The organism is Nocardia alni, from assembly GCF_019038435.1.
GTDB classification, from domain to species: domain Bacteria; phylum Actinomycetota; class Actinomycetes; order Mycobacteriales; family Mycobacteriaceae; genus Nocardia; species Nocardia alni.
Genome location: NZ_JAGPOX010000087.1, coordinates 17,772 through 40,757, shown reverse-complemented (window position 1 = coordinate 40,757; position 22,986 = coordinate 17,772). Strand labels below are relative to the sequence as shown.

The following is a 22,986-nucleotide window of genomic DNA, read 5'->3' as shown; positions in this document are numbered from 1 at the left end:
GGACCCGAGGGATGGCGGGAGATGACGGCGGAGTTCGCCGTCACCACGACCACCGCAACCGGGCAGGTCACCTACTTCGACGGTGCGCGGTCGGCGATGATGACCTCGCCGCCGAAGGTGCTGGAGGTGGTGCGGCGCCAACGCGCCTTGGTGGCGCAGGCGGGGCAATCGCCCTGGTGGCGATTGATTCTCACGGCGAAGTATCCCGATATCGTCGAGGTCGAGTACGACTATGGCGACACTCCTTTCCCGCCGGGGCAATTGTTCGGCCCGGAGGCGTATCGCGAGGATCTGCAGACTCATCCGCGCTCGCGGCTGCCGTTATGGTTGTCCGCCTATATCAATCACGGCGAACGCCAGTTCCGCAGCCCGCGCGACGCCGTCGCCGCGACCCGGTTGCCAGGCGACGGCAGGTGGCCGGTGCCGGTCGGCGACGATCTGCCGCCTCTGCCGTTGATGTGGGTGCGCTGGGGCATGCTGGCAGCCGCGTTCTGCGGTGCGGCAAGTCGGCTCGGCCCGCGGATGCAGCCGTCGCTGGCGATGTTCGAGAGCGCCCGCAACAGCGGATCCACCCTGTATCTCCTGCCCGGTGAACGTGCTGTGCTCTCGGGCGGGGTATGGGACGCTCCGACGTTGGAGGCGGTTTACCGCGACGGTGCGCCCATGCCGGATTACTATGCCGGAGCACCGGAATGGGTCTGTGATCAACTGCTGAGCGGCCGTGCGGCACAGGGCCTGCTGTCGTTCTGCTACTGGTGGGACCAGGGGAGATGGTATCGGGCGCAGTCGCCTTCGGTGCAGGAGAATTCGTCGGCCATCCCCGGCGTGTGGTCAGCGGATGCGGTGGCGGACATCATCACCGGCCTGGTCGCCTCGCCCCGAGACGATCTGCGTCGAGCCCGGATCGAGGCACTGGTCACCGCAGCCGAGGATGCCGATGTCACCGAGGAGACGTTAGCCTCCGCCCTGGGCCCCGCGGCCGAACTGGACGCCGCGATATACCAGCTCGCCCTGGCCGGGATCTACTCCCGCTCGACCCGATCTCGTGCCGGTGTGACCGCCCGATAGTGCTACCGGCGTTCGTCCTTGATGGCTTGGACGATATCGGCGATCGCGGTGTCGATCATGGTGGTGAGCCGTCTGGTGTCGGCGGGGACGGCCCTGGGTTGGTTGTCGGCCGCGATGGCGTAGCGGCCGTCGTCGATGTGGTCACGCCACACCAGCAGGCGCGTGGCGGCGCCGCGGGGGCCGAAGCGGGACAGATTCTGCACCACCTGGATGGTCCCGGTGTGGGCTACGGCGGCCCGCAGGAATTCGGATGAATCGACCGATCGCCGCGGGGCCGAGTCGTAGACCGCGGATTGGCCGTATTCGTAGTCAAGGTGGACCGATTCTGGTGGGGGGAGCGGGATTTCGCCGCCGCGGCCAGGTTCGGTTGCGGGTAGTTGCTCGGCGACCAGCGGACCCAGGCGGGTCGCCTCACATTCGGTGACCACGAATCCGGTGCTGTGCCAGAGTGTTTCGCCGGGTAGCTGGCGTATCACGTAGCCGCGGGGGCCTTTGCGCACACCCAGTACGCGAACACAGTGTTGCGGATCGTCGGGCGTGCGGGCGTCGCGGCCGAAGACGCGGATGCTGATATCCGGATGCGCGAGGGCACCGCGCAGGTCATCCAGCGCATCGCCCGGTGCTGCGGTCAGATTCGCCCTGGCCCGCAGGCGCTGCGTCTCGAACTCGTTGTAGTCGTCGGTGCGGGCCAGAAATTCCAGCGGATCAGGCAGGATGCCCTCGTCCATATCGTCCCAGAGCACGTAGAAATCGACGTCGGGAAGGGTCCAGGTTCTGTTCATGCGTACTGTGCTCCGGATGTCATTGCTGTTCGGGAGGCTGCGCGGCGCCGAGGATGGGTTTGACCGCGATGAGGTTGTCGTCGATCGCTTCGTCCAGATGACGGCGGGAATCGAGGGCGGCATTGCGCTGCTTCTCCTTCTCCTGGCCGCGGCTGGCCCCGCCGCCCATGCCGCCGCCGGGCGAGCCCGGATAGCCGCCGCCGGCAGCGGCGCCCGCACGGCCCAGCGTGGATTCCTCGGCCTCGGCCGCGGCGGCCTCGTCCGGTGTGCCGATCGCGGAGGCGCGCGGAAATAGTTTGGCGTCAGCAGATTCGGCTGCGAGCATCTGTTTGGCACTGGCGACACCGGCCGAGTCGTCGCCGACCCCACCCCCACCGCCGGCCAGGCCTGCGGCCGCGGTGCCGAGTCCGGCGATGCCGGCCGGATCGTCCAGGGGCTTGGTCTGGTCTGCTATTTGTTGCGCCTGCTGTGGCTGGGGCAAGGCCGACACAGCTTGTTGGGCTGCCGTGCTGGCGGCGCTGCCCAGAGCACTGAGGGGATCTGCGCTGGAGGAGCCGTCGGAGGCGGCGGCTTGGTCGGCTGCGCTCGTTTCAGCACCGGCCGTGCTGGCGGCATTGTCGGCCGCGGTAACAACGTTGGGACTGCCCGTGGCGGCTGCGGCCGCAGCGGCTTGCTTTTCTTCGGCAGCGAGCGCGGCCGAGCTGCTTCCGATTGCGCCGTCGCTGGCCGCGCTGTTCGCTGCGGCGGCTTCCTCGGCTGCGAGTTCCTTTGCGAGTGCTTCTTCCTTGGCAAGTGTGGCGTCGGTGCTGCCGGTGGCCCCGGTAGCCCCGGTGGCCCCGGTGGCCCCGCTCGCCGCCGCCGGTATGTCCAACACGGGCAAACTCTGCGAGGCCACCACCACACCCGGCCAGTAGTCGCCGCTCAGGATCGGCCAGTACGCTTTTCCGGAATTGGGCGCCAGCGCCGCAGACTCGATATAGTTGGTCGTTGTCGAGAAGGTGGTAGACCCCAGACCCGTATGCATTTGCATACCGGACAGCGTGTAATCGCTGGTGGTTGTGGTCGTGGCCTTAGGTGACGGGTTCACAGGCATTCGACTTTTGACGTATGCGAGCATTCCGGCGATGTTCCGAATATCCCCACTGGCAGTACTCAGATTCTTGGCGAGATCCTTCCCCTGCTCGTTGTAGCTGTTGAAGGCCGTGTACAAACCGGCCCAGCCGGCACCGGTCCAGGCGCCGGCGCCAGTGTTTGTGCCCTGGCCGATGCCAGTGATGGTTTTATCGAGGTCGGAGAAGATTTTCGACAGTGAGTCGCTGAAGTTTTGCCAGTTCCCCGCAACTTCCGCGACCTTGGACGGCTGAATAGTCTCGTAGAGACTATGGCAGTCGGCGTACGTGTAGTTACCCCAGACGTCGCTGGTGACCGCGAGGGCGCCACCGGTGCTGAAGCTGGGCGCGGTCCATTTACTGGGAACCGCTTGTTCGGCGGCGGTTAGTTTGGGGTCACTGAAAGGATTGCTGCCAGAGGCGCTGGTGGACCAGGTGGCGAGCCCGCCGACGGGGGAGCCGCTGGCGCCGGTGGCGCCCCCCCATGCCGCGATATCGGCGCTCGCCGTTGCCTCGGCCGTGGAGGCTACTTCGCTGGGAGCATCGGCAAGGGTGAATCCGGATTTGCCGTTGAAGGTCGCCGCGTTGACAGTTTCGGTCTCGCTGTATTTGACTCCTGCGTCGACGAAGGTGGTTTCCATGTCTTGCAGGATGTTTCCGTGGGCCTGCAGGACCGAGGCCAGATCGGTGATGGTGTTGTCGATCTGCTGCGATAGCTGAGCCCCGCACTGGACGACACCGCCGTTCGCGTAGCGGCTTCCGAACCATGCGGATTTGATCGTCAACGGGGTTGAGCCGCCGATGATGGCGTCATACATGTCGTTGATCTGGGTGAGGGCGTTGCTGCAGGCGGTGGCGGCGGTCTGGGCGTTCTCGTATTGGAACTGCATCGTCCCCTGCGCGACAGGGTTCGTGACGTAATCGACCGTGCTGCTGGGGTAGAGGCTGGAGTCCGACTCGTATCCGGTGAACTTGTTCTCCAGCGAGGTCAGGTCGCTGCTGCCGGTGCCGGTCATCGCGGTGTCTCCTGTGGTGGGAAGGTTTGGCTCGCCCGCCTTCGTCGACGGTTTTATAGCATCGGTGATCGGTATTCCCCATGGCTGGAGGATTTGTGAGCGTTACGGTAGACCCCGACGGTTTGATCAGCCATGCCAATAGTGATACAGCGCTGGCCAAGTCCATCGAAGACGAAGTGCGTACGCCCATGAAGAACACCCTCGACGCCGTCAACGGCAAGTGGGGAACCGACTCCTACGGCCAGACCTTCGCCAGTTCGCTGCCCAGTGAGGGCGATATGCTCTCTCCGCTGGACTTCGTGACCGGTCAGCTCACCGAAATCGCGGGGGTTCTGAAGAACGCGGCCGAGACTTACATCCAGGCCGAAAAGGATGCCGAGGCATACTTCAAGCAGCTCGGCGAGCAGGCCTGAGACACGGGCGATATCGATATGGCGAACGAGGCTGCCGAGTCCTTCCTGTCCGATCTGATGCAGACCGTGCAGGACAGTGTGCGGGAAATGGCTCAGGCACAACAACAGTGGGCGTTGATCACGGCCACGGGCTCCGCGGCCGGTAAGCGGGTGACGGTCGTGGTGAACGCCGAGGGCGTGGTGATCGAGACCCGGTTCACCTCCGATGCGGATCAAATGAGCCTGACCGAACTCGCGCGTGGGGTCACTGCCGCTGCCCAAGAGGCCGCGGCCGCCGCCAGGCAGAAGGTCTCCGAGCTGATGGCCCCGGCGCAGGCCAATTCGGCTGCCGTGCCGAAGGTTTCCGACTTCTTCCCGGACCTGCCGGATGTTGGTGAGCTGTTCCCCAAACCGGTTCAGGCATTGACCTCACCGCCCGATTCGCTCGAGCGCAACCCGGATCGCGCGACCGCACGTACCGCGCGCGGCGCCGACTCCGAAGAGCTCTCCGACATCTTCGATGGCCGGGGTCTCTGACATGTCGCCCGGCTTCCGGACCTAGCAGAGCGGAGCACAGACAGTGCCGCTCGCACATCTCGATGGCACCATCGAATTACCCGGTGTCGTCGCGTGGTTGATCGACGCCCTGAACTTCAATCCGGAGGAGTCCGAGTCACAGGGCACGTGGCCGAACGGCAAGGAGGGTGACCTCTTTCACGCGGCCGACTCGCTACGTGAACTGCAGTCCACCCTGGATCCGCTGATCAAGCAGGTCATGTCCGCCGCCTCTCAGGTCAAGAGCGACTACGACAGCCTGAATTCCGATCGCGCCCAAGATGTTTACAACTACTTGGTGAATGGTCCCGCTGGATCGGGCGGTGGCGCAAAGGATCTGCAGACGGCCCTGTCGAAGCTCGCCGACTACTACGAAGACGGCGGCACCGCGATTCAGTATGCGAAGCTGCAGATGATCGCCTTCGCGGTCATGACGCTCTACACCGTGATCCAGCTGTGCATGACGCTGTGGGGCTCTCTCGCTGTTCCGGGCGCCCTCGCGATCGGCAAAATGGCCCTGGAGAATCTGGGTAAGAAGCTGCTCGAGGATTTGCTGGAAAAGGCCACCTGGGCGGGGATCAAAGACCTGATCGGGAAGATCCTCGCGAAGATGGTCGTGGGGTACGTGCTCGGCTTTGTGCTGTCCGGCGGGATTCAGGCATTCCAGTGGCTGATCGGTGATCGCCGCAACAGCAACTGGCAATACATGCAAATGTTCGATATGGCCGCCCAGTTCGCCGGCGCGGCGGGCATGGAGGCGCTCGGCGAAGGCGTCCTGGGCAAGTGGTTGAGCGGTTCGGCGAAGGATATTCCGGACTGGTCGCCGGCACGGGCCTTCACCACCAAGATGGCGTTGTCGTTCGGTTCGAGTATCACCGGCGGCTTGGGCGCGTGGGGCTTTCAGGATGCCAACGAACTCGTCGCGCAGTACGGCTTCGGTGCGAAGAATACCCAGTACGGGTTCAGCGCCAGCATGTTCGTTCCAGGGCTGGCCATGGGGGCCCTGGGTATTCACGATATCGCGGGTCGGTCGGGTGACCTCGACGCGGCGGGCCTCGCGGAGTCTCGGGACGGGACCGCACCCCTCCCCGACAGCGCGAACGGCCAGAAGGGAGCCGCCGGAGGCGACGATGGGAAGGGAGGGACGGAGTCGGGAAGTTCTTCGGGTGCGAAGGACTCCCCCGCGGGCAGCGGGCAACCGACCGTTCGGCAATCCTTCGTGCGGAATTTGGGGTTCAAGAATTTCGGCCGGACCGACGACTCGGCGGCGAGTGAAAACACGCGCCTTACCAGGGACGAGTTCACCGCCAAAATGGATGATCTCGGTGAGCGCGCGATCAAGGGGGAGGATGTCAGCAAGGAATTCGATGACACTGTCCGGCGCTACAGTTCCCCCAAGGCGGATGATGCCGGGCGTGCGGGGGATGCGGCGGGCGGTAAGGCGAAAGCATCGAAGGCGCCGCATTTCAAGGATGCCTGGAAGGTGCTTCACGAGGTGCGCCATGCGCTGAAGGCCGATAATCTCAGCGATGCCGAGCGGGCCGATTTGCAAGCCACGTTGGATCGTGCGAGCAGGGCGTACTTCCAGGGTCGTGAGGCATTCGCCACGGTGAAGATCGCGTGGGAGGCCCGGGGGGTGGCGCAGGAGTCCGGCGCCGGTCGGGCGGGCACCGCCTCGGCAGGGCCCGCGGCGGCGGGGGTCACGGCCCAGACGACCGGGCACGGCGTATCCGGTAGCGGTGACGCGGAGCAGCACGCCCAACCGGAGGGGATCCAGCTCGGGAACGAGCAGTCCGGGGGAGCTGGTTCCGCGGTGGAAGTCACCGATCCGAACGCCGGCGTTCACGGGGCGGTGGGAGTGGTTGTGCCGGCGGTAAATTGGGAAGTCCCGGCCGACCCCGCCGCCGTCGGCGCGGCGCGGCTCGAGAACGCTCAGATCGCCCAGGAACAGCGGCAGGCGCAGTACGACTCGGCGAAGGCCGCGCATGAGCAGCTGACCAAGCCAGGCACCGCGGAGCGGGTGGCGGCCGACGACGAGAAGGTACGGGGCGCCGCCGTCTCTCGCGATAACGCCGCTGCCGCCGCTAAAGAGGCTGCGGCGGACCATGAGCGGGCATATCAGGCCGCAGTCGAGCGCCATTTGGCTGATCTGCGTGCCGAAGCCGAGGCCCAGAACGGGAAGTTCGATCAGGAGGCAGCCCAGCAGCAGGCGCGGGCGCGTGCCGAGGCCGATCCGCAAGTGGAGGAGTCGCGCGCTGCGGCGTCGCATGCCGCGGATCTGCATGCCGCGGCGATCGAGATCCACGACGACGTGCTGGCCAAGGAGGTACAGCGCCGTCTCGAGGCCTCCCAGGACGTCGTCGACGAGGCGCATGATGCGCTGAAAGCCGCTGCACTGGAACATGTTTCCGCCGCCGAGGCCCTGGCGGCGGAACACCGGTTCGATGCGACCGACCGGATGAATGCGGCGCTGCGACAGCTCGCCGCCGCCCGCGAGAACCGGGATGTCGGTCGCGACGAATACGACCTAGCGGTAGCCGCGGTCCGCGCCGAGGTGAACGCTCGGCTGGAGGCGATCGATCGCAATCTCGCCGACGCGCGATCCAGGGCCGAGGGCGCGCGCACGGAATATGAACGCGCTGTGGCGGGTCGAGAGGCGGCGGTCGCGGCCGCTCCGGATGAAGACGCGATCACCGAAATTCACCAGCACATCGCCGATCTGTGGCATGAATTGGATGCGCGGCGGGCCGATGTGGTCGCGGTGATGGTCGAGCGGGAGGCCGTGCTGCGGGCCGCTCCCGTCCTGGAGGCCCGCGACGAACTGAACGTCAGGCTGCACGAAGTCGAGCGAGACATCGCCGAAACCAAACCTGATGTCGAGGCAGCACGCAAGGCGCGCAACCGTGCGGTCGCGGACCGCGAGAAAGCCGTCAAGGCCGGGGCGGACGATGATGCCGTCGCCGAGATGGATCGGCATATCGCTGATCTCGAACGGGAATTGGATGCTCGCCGGGCAGAGCTGAACGAGCTGACCAGTGAGCACGAGGCACTGCGCCGGGCCTCGGCCGCGCCGGACGCGAACGATCTCAGCGGCAGGCTCAACGCGCTTCAGGCGGCCGTCACCGACCGCAATTCCATGGTGCCCGACGATGATCGGCGCACGGATTTCCTCGCTGACGTGCAGGCCCGTCAAGACGAGCTGGCGGAAGAATTCAAACCGACTGCCGACAAGCTGAAGACGGCCAGGGAAAACATTGCCGACAAGCTGAAGACGGCCAAAGAAAACCTGGATAAGTTCGAGGCCGAATTCGCAGAGGCGACCACGGAGTACCGGCAGTCGCTGCGTCAAGTGTCCGAGGAGTTGATCGCAGCCTCCGACGAAGCGGGCAAGGCGCGGTGGCAGGCCTTTCAAGCCGGGCTGCTCGACGGTGAGCGCGACCAGATCTTCCAGGCGGTCGTCGATGAGCGTCAGGCCGCGGCACGGGCCGCGCGAATAGTCATCGCCGCCCTCTACGAATCCGGTGACGATCGCGAATACATGGGCATGGATCAGTCGGTGCTCAACCACAGGCTGTCCTATGGCACCGCGGCCGAGCGGGTCGCCGCGATGATCGAGAAGATCCGCGTCAGCGACGACCAGTTGCGTGTCGCGCGCGAGACGCAGATCGAGGCCCACCTGCTGATGCATCACGGTCTGGTCGAGATGCGCACCGGCGAGGGTAAGACGCTCGTCATGGCGATGACCCTGTATGCCGACGCCATGGAACATGGTGTCGTGCACGTGTGGACCAGCAGTGATGAGCTGGTCGGCGAGATGATCGACGAGCTGAAGAGAGCGGGCGGCGCAGGCGATACCGGGGTGGATATCGTCAGGCTGGACAAGGACACGAAATTGCCGGAGCCGGTTCCGGGCCGGAAGATGATCGTCGTCGGCACGGCAGAGGAGTACGAGTTTCGCACCCTCGCCGAGATGAAATCGATGCTCGATAAATTCGAGAAGAATGGCGCATCCGAAACAGAGCTGAAGAATTTGCGACGGTGGATGGATATCAAGGAGCCGTCGCTCGACGAAATCAAGGCAGTCTTCGACGCGCATGCGGTGAAATATCGGCTGCCGGACAGGTTTGAACCCTTCCCTGCGGGCAAGCACAGGGTCGACGAAATCGATACCCTGATGGACGGGAAGAAGCAGGCGATCCTGTCGCCCGGATCCGCCGATGACGTACTCGACCCGAACGATCCGATCAGAGTAAAGAATGAGAAGATCTGGAGTCGCCTGCAGCGGGCAGCGCATGCGGAGGATCCCGATCTGCGGCTGACGGCGAAGGATCTTGGAAAGCCGGACCGTACCAGTGGGATGTGGGCGGTCAAGGTTTCCGATGAAGCGATCCGGAAACTCAATGCGGTGCCCGGTGAAGATCCCATAGACCCGGCCGACTTGAAGTCCTATGAAAATGCGGCGTTGGCGCAATGGGGGGCGCGCCGAAAGAGCAACTACCTGGTTGTGAAGGACCCCAGCGACCCTCAGGGGCGCGGCAAAGTCGTTCTGATTCAATCCGACAGTAACGACCAGGTGCTGTGGGACCGAGATAAGGCTACCCAGACCCGGTGGCAGGAGATCGGTCAGTTCGTGGACCTCAAAGAAGGGGTCGAAATGCGCGCGAATCACCCCGAAGGCGCGTTGCGTATTTCGGTCGATCAGCTCGTCGGCACGAAGCTGCTGCACGGACTCTCCGGAACTACCGGAACCATTAAAACTATCGAGGGTGAATTCTACGACAAGTTCGGCGACAAGGGCGACGGAAATGGAGGAGTCGGGCCGGTAGCCGTCATGAAGCCGTACTATGAGAGCAATCTGGAAAAACTTCCTCCGACGGTATTCGAAACCCAGGACGGCATGCTGCAGGGCGCGGCCCGGGACATTGTGCAGGACCTGAATCTGAAACTTGTTGTCGACGAGGACGGAAATATCGTCGGTGTCCGGGCGACGGGGCAGCCGCAGATCGTCGGCGCCATGGACAACATCTACCTGCGCGGTGACCATGAAGCCGGTGTACTGGGTGTGGTCGATCATGTCGACACGGTGGCCACCGAGCATGTCAGGCAAATGGTGTCCGACCATGTCGACAGCTTGGGTTTGTCCGAGCGCGACGCGGCGGCGCTGAAGCAGGAGTATGAGAAGAGCCTCGTTTCCGGATACAAGGTGAAATATGACGTCCTTGACGCCGATGAGGATGCGGCTCACGGCGGCGGCACCGGGGCGCAACTGAATGTCAAGGCGAAGGTCAAGGAATTCGGGGATACAGGCAGCTTGATCTTCGTCAACAAGGGCAAGCTCCGTGGTACGGACTACACGCCGTCCGAGGAGGCTGTGAAGCTCGGTGGCGTCGATATGAAGGTTCTCGGCGGTGCGAACACCTCGCCGCGTGTGATCGACCAGGCATTCGGTCGGCCGGCTCGATCCGGCAGAGGCGATGACCGGGAGAACGGCGGTACTCCCGGACGGGCGAGGCAATATCTTTCCCCCGAATCCCTCGAGGGGCCGGTCGCGGACGGCGAGGTGATCCAGCAGGTCATCATGTATGAGAACGCCAGCGCGGCCCATCGGGGGGCGAATGACGCGTATCGGGCAGACCCGACGCCGGAGAACAAACGCGCGGTCGACAGCACCAAGCAGAAATTGGATGAGGCCACCGAGGTGCTGGTCAATTCCGCAGTGCCCAGGATGCAGGCCGCGGTCGAGGCGCATCTCATCGCCGCGGCCTCCGGCGGGCGGGGTCGAGGTGGAACATCGGCGAGCCAGAGCGCTTCCCCCGCCGGTACATCGCGGCCGGACGGCAAGCCCGCGACACAATCGCCGATGCGGAACGGCGCGCCCACGAACGGCAGCCGGAGCCTCGGCACTCCGGTTACCCCGATCCCGGGGCGCAACGGCTCCGCCCTCTCGAGTGCCCCTCCGGGCAGGACGGCTTCAACACCACACGCCAACGTATCCGGCACCACCGCGGACGGGTCCAGTCATCCGGCTGCCAGGGGATCCAGCACCCCCGCGCCGCCGGCCAGTGGCAACGGCTCTTCTACCACGACTACCAGCCCCCACAGTAGTTCAGCCGATTCCAGCAGCCCAACAACGGATTCCGGCCGATCGAACCGGGAGCAGCGAGCTGCTGTCATGGCCCAGATCGCGCGCCTGGACCAGGTTGCGGGGCAGACCGGCGATCCTGCCACGCAGCAGATGCTGCAGGGGTTACGCAGCCAATTGCTCGAGTCGCTGCCGCCGCCGCAGCAGATTCTGCTGACGGGGCCGGACGGTCGCGTCCAGGGTGTCGATGACGATATATTTTTCGAGCAGCTCGAACAGACGGTCACCAACCTCGGGCAGATTCTGACGACCCTCGTCAAAGGTTCTCCACAGGCCGATTTCGTGACCCGTCAGCTCGAAATGCTCGCATTGCTGAACGAGCCGATCGATGATCCCGTCCTGCGGCAGTGGCTGTTCGACCACGCCGCCGCGGCTTCGGATTGGGTGCGGCGCCGACGGCGGCTGACCGTGCTCGCCGTCCAGGTCGATGCCCTCGCCGAGTCGAATTTCCTGCGCACGGGTGATGCGCGGCACGCCCAGCGCACACCGGTGCGTGAATACGTCCACCTGCTGCGTACTCCCGAGGGTTACGGGGAGGCAGCGGATACCGTCGCCGCAGGCGATCCGGCCATCGGTGAGTTGTTCGTCACCGCATCCGAGCTGTGGACGGCGGGCGAGGGGGTGCGGCGCCTGCACCAGCTGATCGGCGCTCAGCACGACGGAACGTTGCGGCCGGTACTGCTGCATCACCCCGACGGCGGTGCGGACGCGCTGCTGGAGGATGAATTCGCGGCGCGGGTGGAGCAGGCCGCCGAAGAGCTGCGGGGAATCAGGGAAGGGCTCCCTCCCAGTTCACCGTTCACCGCGGTGGTCGATCGTCAACTGGCGATCCTACGACAGCTCGATCAGCCGGTGGAGGATCCGGCGGTACGCGAACTACTGCGCAAATACGCTGCGGCGGCGATACTTTGGGCGCAGGCATGGATCGGACTCGGCCGGGTGGCCACCGGCCTCGACAATGCCGCGCAGGTACCTCGCGCCGGGCTGCCCGGGCAGGCGTCGCGGACGCCGGTGCACGAGTATATCGATCGGTTGCGCACGCGGGCGGGATATTTCGAGGCCGTCGACGGGCTGGCCGTGGATGTCTTCGAGGGCGCCGCGCTCTACGCCGCCGCATCGGAACTGTGGTGGGCCGGTGAGGCGCTGGCGGATGAGGACGCGCTCCACGCACTGGACCGCTACCACAACGGCATCACCCAGCGTCACCGGGCCGGACTCAATCCGGCCGCGACGAAGGCGGCGCATAAGCTGGGCCGTGGTAAGACGGCGACGAAGCAGCGCAACAAGGCTCAGGCGCGGGCCGAAACCAAGCAGCGCCGTGAGGCAGCCGAGACACAGATCGCGGCGGCCGCACAGGATCTCGATGCACTGGCCCAGCAGGTACAGCGGCTACGCCCGGCCCCCATCCTGCACGCCCCGGCTTCGGCCTCCGTAACCGGCCAGCGCGCGAGCGATCTGGCTGACAGTACCGGGCTGCTGGGGCGTTCGGACAACACTTCTGCCGAGCGCGCTGTGGTAGTGCTGCACGCCGAACTCGCCGGGGAACTGCTACAGAGGCTCGGGATCGAGCTGACTCCGGAGCTTCTGCGGTCGCGTGCCGTCATGGCGCAAGCCGTTGCACTGCAACAGCTCACGTCCGCCGAATCGACGATTCTGCACACGTATCTGCAGGTGCTCTCGGACCGTATGTTCGGCCCCGAAGCGCCGATCCCCAGGAGCCGAGAGCCGAACGCCGGGCTGGTTCCGGTCCGCCTGCGCCCGGCCCGCCGAGCGGCGCTGGCCGTCCGCGACAGGGCATGGGAGGAGTGGCTCAGCTTCGAGCAGCATCGTCTCGCCGGTGACTACGGTGACTACTCCGATGCTCAACTCGACTCGCGCGCAGCACAATTGCGTGACGCACTCGAGTCCGCCAGGCAGGCGTACACCATACTGCTGACCGCACAGCCACTGCGTGGCCGGGCAGCGGGTACCGGCGGAATCGCACTGGTTCCGATCGCGGTCGCGGAGCAGGTCGCTGCGGCTCGCCTCGACGGCCCGATCGCCCGTACCTCCCGTGCCAGCCGTTCGAAACGCGGGGCGGGGGCCAATGGTCCGAGCACCTTTTCCGGGCGCCTCACCCACGCTGGTCCCACACGGCGCCACCGGACAATCGAGTCCGCGGCGGTGCCTGTCGGCGCCGGACCAGCAGCCGACGAACCGCAGACTCCGATCGAGCACACAACCTTCGGCGGTACCGATAGGCCGCCGGTTACCGCAGTCAGCGGTGGCGTCACCCTGGTCGATCCCGTCGATGGCGTGTGGCAGGAGGGCGGCGAACCCGCGGAATGGCAGGAGTGGAATCCACTCGAGGGAGTCCGCCTGTTCCTGGTGCGGGTTCCTGGGCAGACGGGTAGGAACGTTTGGCGGGTGGCACAGCCCGGTGAATTGCGGTCGGGGGCATTGACCGCGCAGTCGCTGTCGTTCGCGCAGGTGTCGGTGGATTCGCGCGGGAAGAGCCCGTGGACACTGCAGCGGAGTGTGTTGCGTGCATTGCGTGCGGAGCTGCTGGCAGCGTGGAAACGCCGCCATGGCTCCGAATTCGAAAGGTGGCTGGCGGACCGGAAGAAGGCGGTCGCGGGTGGCTTGACGTTGGTGCTCGGCCGGGTCGGGGTGGGGGAGACGGCCGATGCGGACAAGGTGTACGTGTCCGATGTCGTAGTGCCGTACTCGGATGCGTCCGGCGCGGGACGGCATGCGCGGCAGTGGGATACCGGCTCGGCGGCTGGATGGCTGGGACTCGAGGATTTAGGTCCGATTCCGGATGAGTTCTTCGACTCGGTAGTGATTCAGGATGTGTGGGGCGGGCCGTCGTCGCTGGTGGCTGCCGGTGCGTCAGGTCTGAGTGAACTATTCCGGGTCGTCTCGGGGGGCGGATCGGTACGTATCGAAACAGGGTGGCGATCGGACGAGACGAACGCCGGGCTGGTCGGCGATTTCATGAATACGCTGCAGCGCGCGGGATTCGAGAATGTCGACTTCGACGACGTCGCTGATGGGGATGTGTCGTACATCGTGATTACGGCGGCCAAGCCTGGTACCGGTCGCGGCGCTACGTCGTCGGGGGCGGCGCCTGCTGGCGGCGGTAATGGAACTGGCGATGTCCGTACCGATTTCGTGCCCGCGCCCGCTGACATGGATGAGGCCAGGGACCGGGCCGTTGGGCTGCTCGAGCAGCTGCGAAAGATCCGCGAGCATTATTCCGACCACCACTACACGGAGTTCTTCGACAAACAGCTCGCGGTGCTGGGAATGCTGGCCGATCCTCATGTCGATTCGCGCTGGCACCCATTGCTGCTCGACAATCTGGCGGCCGTGTCCGAATGGGTTGCGCGCCGGCACGAACTGGTGGTGCGGGCGGCGGCGATGGACCGCTGGGCCGCGTCCGCGAACACCACCGAGCGGGCGTGGACCTACGTCCAATCCGCGAGACGAATGGGGTTACAGGCTCCGTACCAGTACCGCAGAGTCGGCCGGGATGATGTCGTCAAGAGGAACGAAAATATCCTGGCAAGTGAGGCCGAGCCCATCTGGGCGTCGGCAGAGCGGGCTATCGGCCTTTCCCGTCGGATCTTGTACCAGGTCGGTGTGGTGTCCGGTGACGACACCACAGAGGTGGATACCGGCGGAGCGCCGGGAGAGGCCGAGAACAAGCAGAGTTCGACGAAGCAACGAAAGGGCCTACGCGGCCGCTTCGAGGGATTCACGGGGAAGATCAGGAATACTACCGCCGCGCCGGCGCTTCCCTTGGCGTCCGCAGCGAATCGCAACGGCCACAACGGAACCGGCGTCGTGGATACCGTGTTCGCGGTGGCCGGTCTGGCCGCCGTCCCGGCCGCGGTGTGGCTGACGGCCAGGCTTGCCAGGCTGTGGCGGTCACGGGGCGCGGCGCCGATCGCGAAGACCGGTCGGTCGACCGGTGAGAACGAGGTGCGGCAGGCTCCGGTGCTGCCGGAGGTCATCGAGTCCGGGACGGTGACCGATATCGCGGTCTGGTTCCAGTGGTACCACGGTGTGACACTGCGCTTCTCCGAGGAGGATGACCCGGAACTGGTGCGCACGGTGGCGGTCGCGCTGTGGACGACGCTGGCCGAATTCCCGGGCCTATATCGGCTGCGGGCCAAGGCGGCAGCGCCGGATTCCACACGGTTCGCCCTGGCTCTGCCGGGCTCGATATCGATCTTCACCGCCATGGGCGCCAATGCTTTCGGACGGATAGGCGCGCGTATCCGCGGCCGGCGCTTCGTGCCTCGCGGCAGGAACACCACGACTCTGGAAGTCAATCTCCGCCGGCTGTCGCAGGCGGCGCAGGAGGCCGGTGTCGATCCGCGCGACGCGGTCTACGGCGCGGTGCTGTCTCAGCTGGACGGCTGGGTGTGGAATTCGGGCGGCATGTATGCGGAAAAGCATGTCCTCGATGTGCTGCGTACCGCCTCGGGTGCGCTGTCCGATGCCGAATTGAGCGTGTGGCTGCAAACTCAATTCAGCTCCGAGGCACTGAGACCGGATCAGCACAAGGTCCTTGCGGGCGTGTCCGACGAGGACCGCGCAGCCCTCGGCGTCGATGTCCGGTTGCTGGTCCTCTACCGGCTCTACCGGGATGCGTTCCAGGCGCATATGCGCGCGGATGGGAAACCGACCATCGGTCAGCAGATCGTCTACCGCCTCGTCGCGGCGGCAGCCGACGACGCCGTCGGCGCACTGGATGGATCCGTGGCCTACCAGCGGCCCGTCCGGTCCGGGGTCGATGAGCTGCTGGGCAGCAAGTTCGCCGTGGCCTTCGGCGAAACATCGGGCGACGCAACCGAACCCGCGATTCTCCCGGAGATTTTCCGCACCGGAAGCCCGACCCGGATAGTCAGATGGCTGCGCAACTCCTACGGCCTCGTCGTGAAACTCGACGAGCCCGGATATAGACCGGCCGCCGTACGGCAGGCGGGCCGTGCGCTCGCCGAGACCCTCGCGGACTTCCCGGAGATGCCGTTGCGCGAAGTCGGCGCGGCGGACATGCCCGAAGAAGACAGCGACATCGAGGCCCACACGCTGCGCCGCCGTCCGGACTATCCGGGGGTGGAGCGACGGCAGCGCCTCGGGGTCGGCCTCGGCCTCGCCGTGGCACTCGTATCGCAGGGGTTCGGACTGCCGGGCCGATTGCCGGGGGCGATCCTTGCCCTCGGTGCCATCACCGCTGTGCGATTCGCGGGAAATGCCCGCGCACTGCGGAATTGGGGGCGCGCCGACGAGTCGGACGCCATCGATGCGGTCGACATCGAGGTGAACGAGGCGCTGCTGGTACGGGCCTCGGATGTGGAATCCGAAGCGGCGCCATCGGAGTCGGAGTCTCCGGACGAGTTGGCGATCTACCGCCTGATGCTGCACGAGGCGGCACATACCGTCTGGTACGGCGGGGCCAAGAACGGCGCTGTGCTGATGATGGCGGCGCTGCGCCAATACTTCGAGCAGCATCCGCCGGCCGCGCGTGCCGATGGCAGTACGGTCACCTTCGCGCAGTGGTTCGCCGAACAGTTCCCGATGTACGGCCCCGCGGTCGAGATCCCGGACGCGGCCGAGCAGGACCCCGACAGTGCCACGGAGATAAAGCGTTTCGCCGAACTGTTCGCCGAGTCGTTCGAGGCCGTGCGCTTCCGCGCCGAGCCGTACACCGGCGAGCAGAATGCTCCCGCTGCCCCCGCCACCCAGCCCACCGCGGGCCAGTTGATCGTCTACCGCCTCGGCGTCGCCGCCTATCGCAACTTCAACCGTCAGGCCGACGGCATGCCGCCCTATCGTTGGCTCCCCGGCAAACTCCGTCTGCTTCCCCCGGGCGAGCGGCTTGCGAAGGGCGCCACGTCGACCCGGTCGCGGGCGGCGAGTGCGGACACCCCGGTCTCGATTGCTCTGCTATCCAATGGCGTTGCAGCCCAGCAAGGTTCGCAAGAGGATAACTGTGTCGACCTGGTCTTGAGGTCCGTCTACCGTCAGCTGTACCTCGCCTCTTCGGCCGCCAGCGCCGCCGATGGTGCGCTGGACCGGGCACGCGAACGCACGGATATCACCCAACTCGGCACAGGCCTGCAACCGAACGACATGTTCCAGGAAAGCATGCCCGCCCAGGCCCGCGAACAAGCCGACGAGGCCGAAGCGATCGGCGTCCTGCTCGAGTTCGCGAAGCGGCTGCAACACCGCGACCGCATCGACGCCGGCGGCGACCCGCGGATCTGGGAGAACGAAAGCGACGGCATCTCCGTCATCCTGACCACCCGCCCCGCCAGCCCGGACGATCCGGACGACGCCGGCCACACCCGGCGAATCATCTTCCGTAGCAACGCCGAGGACACCCGTATCGGCGATATCGTCGTGCCGCACGGCCGCTTGGTCGTCGAGGTGGACGGCGAAGAAGTGCCCTACACCCTGCCCGAACAGCCGAGCAGCCCTATCCTGGCAACCTTCCTGGACGCCTTCAGCCGCCGCCTGTTCCTGTGGGGCGTGGACAATACCTCCGGCAGTTACGCCAATGTGCTGGAGACGTTCCCGGTCGGCCGCACGCCCGCGGATGACGATCACGGTCCCGAAGGCATTGGGCGCGGCCCGGATTCGACCGTCAGCGACGATACACAGGAGCTGCGGCCCACGGTTGACCAGCAGGCGTTGTTGGAGGCGGTCGCACGGGCGACAGCCGACTATCCGGAGGTGCTGGACGAGCCGCGGACTCTCGACGAATTGCACGAGAGGCTTTCGGAGGAAACGCCGTTCGATGAGCTGCTGGCGATTCGGGAGTTGACGTATCGGTGCAACGGCGAGCAGCCGCCATCGTTGTCGCGGGAGAATCTGGAGTCGTTCCTGCACGAACTCTGGGTGCGTCGCGAATCGCTGGACAGCGCCGATGCCGTCTATCGGATCTATAACCACCACGGGCTCATCGACCCCGTGGACGATCCACAGGCATATGTGGATGCTCTGGTCGAGATCATGGAGATGCGCACCTCGGGACTGAGGCCAGCGGCTCAACTGGAGGGCAGGGACGCGAGCAGCAGGTTCCGGATCGACTTGACAGCGGATAGCGGGGGCGCCGTCGATCCTGCCCAGGTCGTGTCCGTGGCGTACTTCCGTTCGAGCAGAGACTCGAGCAGCGTCGAATACCGCGTGTATGTCAACCCGGTGGGTACGGATCGGAACGCGCTGTCCACCGCGGCCGTACCCAGAGCCGTGGCTCTCGGGATCGTTGCGGATCCCGGCAGATTCCGGGGCGTGCTTACTACGAAGATCGCAGGTCCGGACCATACGCGCGTGGACGGCGTTGTGATCTATACCGGCGATCTCGACGCCGCAGGTAGGTCCTCGGCGTGGTTGACGGGGTACGGGCGGCGGCATACGGGATCACTGGGCTGGCGTGTTCCTGCCATGACGCATCAGGTTGGGCCGGGGGTTTCCATCGGTGCCGAGCCGGAACAGAACGGCGAGAGTTTCGGAGGCCTTCGATGTGAACTGATCTGGCCCGTGCTCGTCAATACCATCAGTACCAGCGAAGCCGATTTCGTTGCGGCGGCCTTAGATGCGCTTCGTGACGGGGGAGTGGATCCGGAACACCCCTACCGCAACTTGGGTGACGACACTCAGGAGCCTGAGGTAGTGGCCAACACCGACCTGTCGGAGGCCGTGCGAGAACTGATCGACAGCGGTCGGCTGGACGATGGGACGCTGGGAGAGCTGCGTGCCTCCGGCTCGAACACCCGTCGACCGCTCATCGAGCCGACCGACGATTCCGCCGACCCGACAATCGGTGATCTGCCGGTGCTGACAGACGAGGTGCTCGATGGTCCGGTCCGAGCGGGGGATGCGACGCAGGATCTGCCTGAGCTGAGTGATGATGTGCTCGACGGTGTGGGCGTGTCGAAGGTGGAGACGCAGGATCTGCCCGAGCTGAGCGACGATGTACTCGACGAGACGACCGCATCGGACAACGAGACACGGGATGATCTCCCGACGGTCGATGACGATGACACGCCCGGAGGTTCGGCGCGCTCACCCGGTGATGTTCCCGGTTGGCAGACGGATCTGCGGGAGTGGCGTCGTCGTCGTGACGTGGCCAAGGCACGCCAGATCGCGGATGCGAGCCTCGGACGGCTGGCGGCGCGGGCCGAACTCTCGCCCTCGGATCAGCAATTGTTCGAGCAGGCCGCGGCAGCGTACGGGCAGGTCGAGGGCATCGCGCAGCGGCTGGCTGAGGCTGCGCGGTTCCACGTGTTCGTCAGAGCACTGTTGGAGGATGTGCCGAGCCAGCCGGAAGAGGCTCGATGGTCCGCCATGGGCGAGTCGGCCGCAGTCCAGGTCGAGACGTTGTTCGCGGAGTTGGAAGCGGCGCTTGTCCATCCGCTGCTCATGGGCGAATCCGAGTCGGCGACAGTACCTTTCGACGAGTGGGCCGCTGCATCCCGGGCCTTGCGCGATCTATACGGTGAGCCCGGTCTCGCCGGGGAGCAGTCGAGCTCCGATACCCGGCCGCTGCCCGATCATGACCACCTGGTCGCGCTGCTGCGGATCATGGGGCAGCATGCGTCGGTGCTGATTCGGGGGCGCGGTGCGGAACCGTATCTTCTGGTCAACGAGAATGGCGCGATCGTGCGGGTCGCGCTCGACGGGCAGGTCGGGCGGCCGTCGCCGCGTATGAACTATCCGGCGTCGGTGCGCGGGCTGTTCTTCGATGCCATTGGCCGCCAGGTGGTTCCGGACGAGCTCGAGCAAATGAACGCCGTGCATGCCACAACTCATCCGTTCCGAGTTCCCGCCGATGACAGCGAGCCGGAGCAGGTGCAGGGCACGGCACATGTGCTGATCAGGCATGTGGACGCTGCCGGGAACGAATACTTCCTGCTCGAGCAGGCGAGCATCGGCGATGGTCCTGGGGTCTGGCGGGCGCCGGGTGGTGCGTTCGGCGTGAACGAGAATGCCACACAGGGGGTCTCGCGGGCACTCGCTGCGAATCTGCAAGTCGGCGACGATGATATGAGCCTGCTGGAGCTCAACGGTGAGCCTGTCGACGCGGCCGGCTCCACGGTCGTCCTGGTGGCCGACGCGCAGCGCAGGTTCCCGGTCGTCGTCGGTGGCGAGGTTGGCAACGCCCGGTGGGTGACCCGAACCGATATGCTGGAGTTGGCCGCACGAGGCGACCTCGATCCTGCACTGACTTCGAATATTGTTGCGGCACTTGAACAGCTCGAGCCGGCCGCCGCAGTCCGCGCCTATCGGGAGTTGCCGACGGCATTCGCCGATCACGTCGGCTTCGGCGCTCCCTATGCCGAATTCCTCGAGATGGTCTATCGCCAGGTCGCCACGGACCCCGACCTGGCACGGATTCCGTTGAGTGCGTTGGTGGCCGTGCTCGGGTATCGGTGGTCACCGGCGGCCAACCATGCCCTCCGATCGGGTGATCCCGCCCAGCTCGCACGCTATCGCGTCATCACCGACGCATTGACCGGTGCGCTGGCACACCTGCCGCGATATCAGGGCTGGGTGCACCGTGCGATCGAGATCGCGCCCGAGGATCTGCCTGGTTTTCTACGAAAGTACGGCGGGGGCATCGTGACCGATCCCGCATTCGTCAGCACCGAAATCGGCGACGAATACCCCGGCAACGTGCATTTCGAAATCCTGTCCCGAACAGGCAGCCGGATCGGCGATGTCACGGCGTACGACCACATCGAGAACGAGATCCTGTTCCCGCCGGGGACGGCGTTCCGGGTTCTGGAGCCGCCGGTCGAGACCGAACCGGGACGATGGCTGATCCGGTTGGCGGAGGTCGATCCCACCCGCCCTGATGAGTCACCGGATGACACCTCGATGCGGCAGAGTGCGTGGTCGTCCGGCGCGGAGGGTGATCGGCGAGAGAACCTCGTCAAGGTACTGGTGTCGCGCGGCTATGACATTCTTGGCTGGTCGCGCGAAAGTCTCGAGGACTATCTTCGAGGATCCGTGGATCGGCTTCGGGATAGTGTCTTCGGGGCTCTGTTACCAGGTGTCCCGATCGACTTCGACATGGTGGTGACCGCGGCCGGCGGAATCGGGCTGATAGATGCCGTCATCGGGCAGTTGCGGGCGGGTGGTTTCTCCGACGCCGGTGTGCAGACGATGATGGAGTTGCGGGCCGATGTGGAGCGTTTTCATCAGATTGTCGATGCTATGCGGGTACTGGAGGCGGCACGCGGCGAGCCTGCACCCGTTGTGTCATTCGAACTGGCCGATGCGCTGGCCACGGCGGGTGTGGAGGGTACCCAGATCAAGGCGGCGGCGGTCCGGCATACGCGAGTTCTGGCGAGCATACTCGCGAGGCTCACCGTATCCGGCGATATCGTCGACTATGTCGAGGGATTGACAAAGAAATTCGGCGATCCGTTGATCCGAGCCGAGCTGGCAATTCATCACCTTCGACAGAGCGGTCCGGTGTACAGTACTGCGGCATCTTACGCTACGGTATTGCGAACGGTAGTGCTGCAGTATCGGGTTGTGGACGAGTTCTGTGAGTCAGCGGGTTTCGACAGCGAGTCGTGGTTTGATATACTGCATGAAATATCCGGTCTGATCAGCGACTATCGAAACAATGTGATAGATTATCGGGATGAATCATCCGGGGTGGAATCGGGATCACTGCGCCTGCTGATCGCGTTACTGACGCTACTGGTCCCAGCCGATGTAATCAAGCCGGTTGCGGATTATCTATACGATCTGCGAGGGCGCGTCCATCTGTCGGGTTCGGTCGATCGTCCACAGAATGCGAAAGAGCTCGCGGAAAAGGATGCGATCATCTCTCGTACGGCCGCTCGGGGAACGATGTTGGTCGGATTCAGAGGGCAGGACATCCCGCCGTACCTGGCCGCAACCTGTGAAATGGCCGTTAATATCTTCCATAACGTATTTCCGAACCTTAGAATTCCGATGATATGGGTGGGGCCCGGTGCGCCGGGCGCCTTCATGATGACGAGTCGATTTCTTCGCCACGGTGATCACGGCGCGGGTATTGTGGCGATCGACCTACGATGGGCGACCGATCCGACGCTGATGGCTCAGAAATATGACGAGCATATCCGCAATAGATTCTATCTGCCGATCACGGGCAACCGCTTGCTCGATCTGATACTTCACGAAATGGGCCACGTCGCAATAGGAAATGTGGCATGGCGCGGTGATCCGGCCAAAATACCCCAAATACTGAAGTCTGCTGAGAAGGCCGAACAGGACGCGGTTGAAATGACCGGCCGGTTGCTCGTGGCTGCCGGGATATACAACAGCATCGAAGAATATCTCGAGCAAGAGTCGGGATATAGCAAGGCGGGCCCCTCGGAGGAACCTCTCGCCGAGGCCGGCTCCTATATCGTCGGCGGCGGGCACAACTGGATCATGCCGCAGGACCCACGGGTGCGGTCCCGCTTCAAGCTGCCGCTGCTGGACGGCGAAACGATCGACACCTATCTGCTGGCAGAGAAGCTCGGTGTGGGCCGACCGGACACGCTCAACGAAGCGGGCTGGGACGCTGCGTTGGCATTGTTGCGGGGGCGACTGGTCAGCGAGCCCGAGTTGTCGGACGCTGTCGCGACACTCGTGGAGTTGGTCGACCGGGTACTGCGGCCGGATATTCGGCTGGCCGAGGCGGCACGGGCTCGGGTGGGAAAGATCGACGAGCAGACGCTGATCGCCGAGGATGCCCAACGGTCGCGGCGGGGAATCGGGCGTCTGCGCTCGGGCGGCGTTCAATACGGCGATCACGTGGTGGTCTACCCTGACGGGCGTATCGCGATCGTCGCCACGGAGGGTCGTCATGGCGCGGCTGTCCGGGCGTTCGCTACGGCCCAGCCACGGCTACTCGAATCGCTGCTCAGGGACGGGTACGAGGTC

At 65.1% G+C, this 22,986-nt stretch carries 5 protein-coding genes and 1 pseudogene (1 of these 6 cut by a window edge); 4 read left to right on the top strand and 2 right to left on the bottom strand.

What is annotated here, in order from left to right; genetic code table 11:
- A pseudogene (locus tag JZ791_RS28120) lies at positions 1-1,068 on the top strand (hypothetical protein); the annotation flags it as partial.
- A gap of 2 nt (positions 1,069-1,070) precedes the next feature.
- Here the strand turns inward: JZ791_RS28120 and JZ791_RS28115 are convergent.
- Both JZ791_RS28115 and JZ791_RS28110 read right to left on the bottom strand, forming a co-directional pair.
- A complete protein-coding gene (locus tag JZ791_RS28115) occupies positions 1,071-1,850 on the bottom strand; it encodes an ESX secretion-associated protein EspG (RefSeq protein WP_216898358.1) in 780 nt (259 codons plus the stop codon).
- Positions 1,851-1,869: 19 nt separating this feature from the next.
- Complete coding sequence (locus JZ791_RS28110) at positions 1,870-3,975, bottom strand: hypothetical protein (protein ID WP_216898357.1); 2,106 nt, start codon at positions 3,973-3,975, stop codon at positions 1,870-1,872.
- A 95-nt stretch (positions 3,976-4,070) separates the two neighbouring features.
- Here JZ791_RS28110 and JZ791_RS28105 point away from each other — a divergent pair, with 95 nt between their 5' ends.
- The 3 genes from JZ791_RS28105 to JZ791_RS28095 form a co-directional block, all read left to right on the top strand.
- Complete coding sequence (locus JZ791_RS28105; RefSeq protein ID WP_216898356.1) at positions 4,071-4,388, top strand: WXG100 family type VII secretion target; 318 nt, start codon at positions 4,071-4,073, stop codon at positions 4,386-4,388.
- A gap of 18 nt (positions 4,389-4,406) precedes the next feature.
- Positions 4,407-4,904, top strand: coding sequence for a YbaB/EbfC family nucleoid-associated protein (locus tag JZ791_RS28100; RefSeq protein WP_216898355.1), 498 nt, complete (start codon positions 4,407-4,409; stop codon positions 4,902-4,904).
- Between the two features lie 43 nt (positions 4,905-4,947).
- Positions 4,948-22,986, top strand: part of the annotated coding region (locus JZ791_RS28095; protein WP_216898354.1) for a toxin glutamine deamidase domain-containing protein (this coding region is incomplete at its 3' end). 17,771 nt of the annotated region lie beyond the right edge of the window; 18,039 of its 35,810 annotated nt are in view.

Coding starts and splice junctions, on each gene's coding strand:
- JZ791_RS28115 (WP_216898358.1), bottom strand. CDS start 1,850: ATGAACAGAACCTGGACCCTTCCCGACGTCGATTTCTACGTGCTCTGG.
- JZ791_RS28110 (WP_216898357.1), bottom strand. CDS start 3,975: ATGACCGGCACCGGCAGCAGCGACCTGACCTCGCTGGAGAACAAGTTC.
- JZ791_RS28100 (WP_216898355.1), top strand. CDS start 4,407: ATGGCGAACGAGGCTGCCGAGTCCTTCCTGTCCGATCTGATGCAGACC.